Source organism: Mesorhizobium sp. M4B.F.Ca.ET.017.02.2.1 (genome assembly GCF_003998955.1).
GTDB lineage: Bacteria > Pseudomonadota > Alphaproteobacteria > Rhizobiales > Rhizobiaceae > Mesorhizobium > Mesorhizobium abyssinicae.
Genome location: NZ_RZOF01000038.1, coordinates 17,501 through 22,500, shown reverse-complemented (window position 1 = coordinate 22,500; position 5,000 = coordinate 17,501). Strand labels below are relative to the sequence as shown.

General features: G+C 55.1%; 2 protein-coding genes, 1 tRNA gene and 2 rRNA genes (1 of these 5 cut by a window edge). All 5 read left to right on the top strand.

Annotation, left to right across the window (positions count from 1 at the left end; translation table 11 throughout):
• A 23S ribosomal RNA gene (locus tag EN738_RS07735) occupies positions 1-2,775 on the top strand (it extends 49 nt beyond the left edge of the window).
• A 157-nt stretch (positions 2,776-2,932) separates the two neighbouring features.
• A 5S ribosomal RNA gene (rrf, locus tag EN738_RS07730) occupies positions 2,933-3,047 on the top strand.
• Between the two features lie 231 nt (positions 3,048-3,278).
• Positions 3,279-3,355 (top strand) — tRNA-Met (locus tag EN738_RS07725).
• A gap of 465 nt (positions 3,356-3,820) precedes the next feature.
• Complete coding sequence (locus EN738_RS07720; RefSeq protein WP_127283191.1) at positions 3,821-4,087, top strand: type II toxin-antitoxin system ParD family antitoxin; 267 nt, start codon at positions 3,821-3,823, stop codon at positions 4,085-4,087.
• Positions 4,088-4,090: 3 nt separating this feature from the next.
• A complete protein-coding gene (locus EN738_RS07715) occupies positions 4,091-4,402 on the top strand; it encodes a type II toxin-antitoxin system RelE/ParE family toxin (protein WP_127283190.1) in 312 nt (103 codons plus the stop codon).
• Positions 4,403-5,000: the final 598 nt, after the last annotated feature.

The following is a 5,000-nucleotide window of genomic DNA, read 5'->3' as shown; positions in this document are numbered from 1 at the left end:
ATGAAGGACGTGATACGCTGCGATAAGCTACGGGGAGGTGCGAATACCCTTTGATCCGTAGATTTCCGAATGGGGAAACCCACCTAAGGTACTTGGAAAATCAGAGCTGCAGAGATGCGACAATCTCTTCGAGATTGCGCTGCTGCGGCTGTGGTTTCCAAGTATCGCTAATAGGTAACTTATCCTGAATACATAGGGATAAAGTGGCGAACGCGGGGAACTGAAACATCTAAGTACCCGTAGGAAAGGACATCAACCGAGACTCCGGAAGTAGTGGCGAGCGAACCCGGACCAGGCCAGTGGCGATTGAGAGACAAGCGGAACCTTCTGGAAAGTAGGGCCATAGCGGGTGACAGCCCCGTACGCGTAATGCGATCAATCGTCCTCGAGTAAGGCGGGACACGTGAAATCCTGTCTGAAATTGGGAGGACCACCTTCCAAGCCTAAGTACTCGTGCATGACCGATAGCGAACTAGTACCGTGAGGGAAAGGTGAAAAGCACCCCGACAAGGGGAGTGAAAGAGTACCTGAAACCGATTGCCTACAAACAGTGGGAGCCCGCAAGGGTGACCGCGTACCTTTTGTATAATGGGTCAGCGACTTAGTGTGACGAGCAAGCTTAAACCGGTAGGTGTAGGCGCAGCGAAAGCGAGTCTGAACAGGGCGTTCAGTTCGTCGCATTAGACCCGAAACCGAGTGATCTAGCCATGAGCAGGTTGAAGGTAAGGTAACACTTACTGGAGGACCGAACCCATAACTGTTGCAATAGTTCGGGATGACTTGTGGCTAGGGGTGAAAGGCCAATCAAACTCGGAAATAGCTGGTTCTCCGCGAAATCTATTTAGGTAGAGCGTCGACCGAATACCCCAGGGGGTAGAGCACTGGATGGGCTAGGGGTCCTCACCGGATTACCAAACCTAACCAAACTCCGAATACCTGGGAGTACTAGTCGGCAGACACACGGCGGGTGCTAACGTCCGTCGTGAAAAGGGAAACAACCCTGACCTACAGCTAAGGTCCCCAAGTTATGGCTAAGTGGGAAAGGATGTGAGGATCCCAAAACAACCAGGATGTTGGCTTAGAAGCAGCCATCATTTAAAGAAAGCGTAACAGCTCACTGGTCTAAATAAGGGTCTTTGCGCCGAAAATGTAACGGGGCTAAAGCCATACACCGAAGCTTAGGGTTCGTGAGCAATCACGAGCGGTAGCGGAGCGTTCTGTAAGCTGATGAAGCCGTACCCGTGAGGGGCGGTGGAGGTATCAGAAGTGCGAATGCTGACATGAGTAACGTAAGGGGAGTGAGAGACTCCCCCGCCGAAAGACCAAGGGTTCCTGCTTAAAGTTAATCTGAGCAGGGTTAGCCGGCCCCTAAGACGAGGCGGAAACGCGTAGTCGATGGGAACCACGTTAATATTCGTGGGCCTGGAGGTAGTGACGGATCGCACAAGTTGTTCAACCTTATCGGATTGGTTGGGCAGCGGAGCGGTTCCAGGAAATAGCTCCTCCTTATAGACCGTACCCGAAACCGACACTGGTGGTCTGGTAGAGTATACCAAGGCGCTTGAGAGAACTATGCTGAAGGAACTCGGCAAATTGCACGCGTAACTTCGGAAGAAGCGTGACCCTTTTCTGCGCAAGCAGAGGAGGGTGGCACAGACCAGGGGGTAGCGACTGTTTATCAAAAACACAGGGCTCTGCGAAGCCGCAAGGCGACGTATAGGGTCTGACGCCTGCCCGGTGCTGGAAGGTTAAGAGGAGGGGTGCAAGCTCTGAATCGAAGCCCCAGTAAACGGCGGCCGTAACTATAACGGTCCTAAGGTAGCGAAATTCCTTGTCGGGTAAGTTCCGACCTGCACGAATGGCGTAACGACTTCCCCGCTGTCTCCAGCATAGACTCAGTGAAATTGAATTCCCCGTGAAGATGCGGGGTTCCTGCGGTTAGACGGAAAGACCCCGTGCACCTTTACTATAGCTTTACATTGGCATTCGTAGTGGCATGTGTAGGATAGGTGGTAGGCTTTGAAGCCAGGGCGCCAGCCTTGGTGGAGCCACCCTTGAAATACCACCCTTATCTCTATGGATGTCTAACCGCGGCCCGTTATCCGGGTCCGGGACAATGTATGGTGGGTAGTTTGACTGGGGCGGTCGCCTCCTAAAGAGTAACGGAGGCGCGCGATGGTGGGCTCAGAACGGTCGGAAATCGTTCGCTGAGTGCAATGGCATAAGCCTGCCTGACTGCGAGACTGACAAGTCGAGCAGAGACGAAAGTCGGTCATAGTGATCCGGTGGTCCCGCGTGGAAGGGCCATCGCTCAACGGATAAAAGGTACGCCGGGGATAACAGGCTGATGACCCCCAAGAGTCCATATCGACGGGGTTGTTTGGCACCTCGATGTCGACTCATCGCATCCTGGGGCTGGAGCAGGTCCCAAGGGTATGGCTGTTCGCCATTTAAAGCGGTACGTGAGTTGGGTTCAGAACGTCGTGAGACAGTTCGGTCCCTATCTGCCGTGGGTGTAGGAATATTGAAAGGATCTGTCCCTAGTACGAGAGGACCGGGATGGACGGATCTCTGGTGGACCTGTTGTGGCGCCAGCCGCATAGCAGGGTAGCTATATCCGGACGGGATAACCGCTGAAGGCATCTAAGCGGGAAACCCACCTTAAAACGAGTATTCCCTGAGAACCGTGGAAGACGACCACGTTGATAGGCCGGGTGTGGAAGAGCGGCAACGCTTGAAGCTTACCGGTACTAATAGTTCGATCGGCTTGATCGTTCTCATTCCTAATGTCCATCGCTCCCAAAAGGGAGGATGTGAGGGCACAACAAAGACCAGCGAACAGCTTGGAGAAGCAGCAAATAGGGTTCCCTATCGGCTGCTCACCATCGGCTATTCGCTCAAAAAGCTTCTCGAACAACGTGCGTTTTGCCGACCTGGTGGTTATGGCGGAGCGGCTGCACCCGATCCCATTCCGAACTCGGCCGTGAAACGCTCCAGCGCTGATGGTACTTCGTCTCAAGACGCGGGAGAGTAGGTCGCTGCCAGGTCTGCCAAACGCACGTTCATCTTCTCATTACGATTGTTGTGATGCATGGCGTTGCCTCAAAACCGCTAACACTTTTGAGCGACATGCATGAGGCCCGCCAAACGGGAGCCCGGGCCGCGCAAGCGGCCCTTTCATTTGGCAGACCTCTTGATTCCGGTAAGCAAAAACTTACCTCTAAGGACGCAAGCCAACGCTTGCTCGTGGTCGCAAGCAAACGCTTGCTCGTAGTTGACGCGGGGTGGAGCAGCCCGGTAGCTCGTCAGGCTCATAACCTGAAGGTCACAGGTTCAAATCCTGTCCCCGCAACCAAATCAAAAGGCCCGCTTGGCTCCTCGCCAGCGGGCCTTTTGCTTTGGCAGCCAACGATGGTCGCAATCAATTCGTCCCCCCTGGACCCCAGACGAGGTCTCGGCCGACGCTGCGAGCTCCGCCTCGTTCACAGCCGAAGCGAACAGCGAAAGCCGAATCGGAGCAGCGACCACAACCAGATGCGAAATGAATTTAGCCGGCGGGCCTCTTTCTCAGCCGGCTTCAGTGCCCTCGTCCTGCCTGAATGGCGAGAGGAGACCGTCGGGAGCTGTCGACTGCACCAGATTGCTCGATCGCGCCGGCGTCATCGGGGTCGAGGCGATATCTCGGCTCTGCCGAATCTGCGAATCAAGCCTTGCGGGATAATCCGAATCACAGGCGGGGATCGGCCGAATCGGCGAATGCTGGCAATAGATAACATCTATTGCTATGTTCTATAGCCGGACATTTTTTCCAGAGGTTGCCATGCCCAACTATGCTCTGAACGACCACTATGAGAGCTTCATCAGGAAGCAGCTCGAATCAGGCCGTTACAACAATGCCAGCGAGGTCGTCCGCGCCGGTCTGCGCATGCTCGAGGACTTCGAGGCGGAGCGGGAGAAATGGCTGCGCGAGGAGGTCCCGGGGCGCCTGACCGAGCTTCGGCAAGATCCGGCGAAGGGAGTTCCCGCCGAAACGGTCTTTTCCCGGCTTGAGGCGCGTCATCGCGCGAAGCAGGGGAAAGCCAAGTAGCGGATGGAGTATCGAATTGTCTTCCATCCCATGGCGGAAGCTGAGCTCGGACAGCTCTATGATGACATAGCCGAGCGCGCGTCGCCCGCGATTGCGTGGAATTTCGTTGTCGGAATCCGCGACCATTGCCTGGGCCTATCGACTTTTCCACAGCGCGGCACCGAGCGGATCGAGATCATGCCGGGGCTGCGGATTGTCGGCTATCGGCGCGCCGTCAGCATTGCTTTTGCCGTCGAGGGTGAGCGAGTGCTGATTTTGGGCATCTTCTACGCTGGCCGGAATATCACGACGGAATTGCTGGAAGAGCGGCTCTGAAGCCATGCCCAGGCCGGCGTGGCGATTAGCATCGACCATGGCAGGACAGGCGATTTTTGGGCCGATGCCGGGTATCCGGTGCCGAGCTGGTCGTGAGCCCAGGCAGGAATGGATTGGCAGCCGATCGCCGGTCGAGATTCAGCCAAGCCAACTCACAAATTTCGACCTTGTGGACATGCCCACGAGAAATCGAAAAAACATCTGAGAAGGCTGTTGACAGTGTGAAGAGGTGGCGACTATATACGCCTCACCAACGAGGGCGGCTCGCCGCTGGCGACGAAGAAGTTCGCTTCTAAATCTGCCCTTGTGAGAAATTCAAGAGAGCCGCGTTAAGCGACACTCGGACGGCCCTGAAGCCAAAAGCGTAAGGGGCCACGACATTGCGTCTGCGGTGTCTGTTCTTTGAAAACTGAATATTGAAGAAAGAGAAACGTGGGCGGCAGAGTCCTGCTGAACCTCTTATCCCGCCAGGGGTAATTGGTTCGAACGAGACTTTGGCGGATCACGTTTCGTGAGAATAAGTCTACCAAGGCATTAAGTTGCCTAGGTGTGAATGTTCTCGTCGATTCATGCGTGACCAATAAAGCCAAATCAAAGT

Excerpts from the sequence above, each read along its gene's own strand:
- EN738_RS07720 (WP_127283191.1), top strand. The coding sequence starts at position 3,821 with ATGCCCAACTATGCTCTGAACGACCACTATGAGAGCTTCATCAGGAAG.
- EN738_RS07715 (WP_127283190.1), top strand. The coding sequence starts at position 4,091 with ATGGAGTATCGAATTGTCTTCCATCCCATGGCGGAAGCTGAGCTCGGA.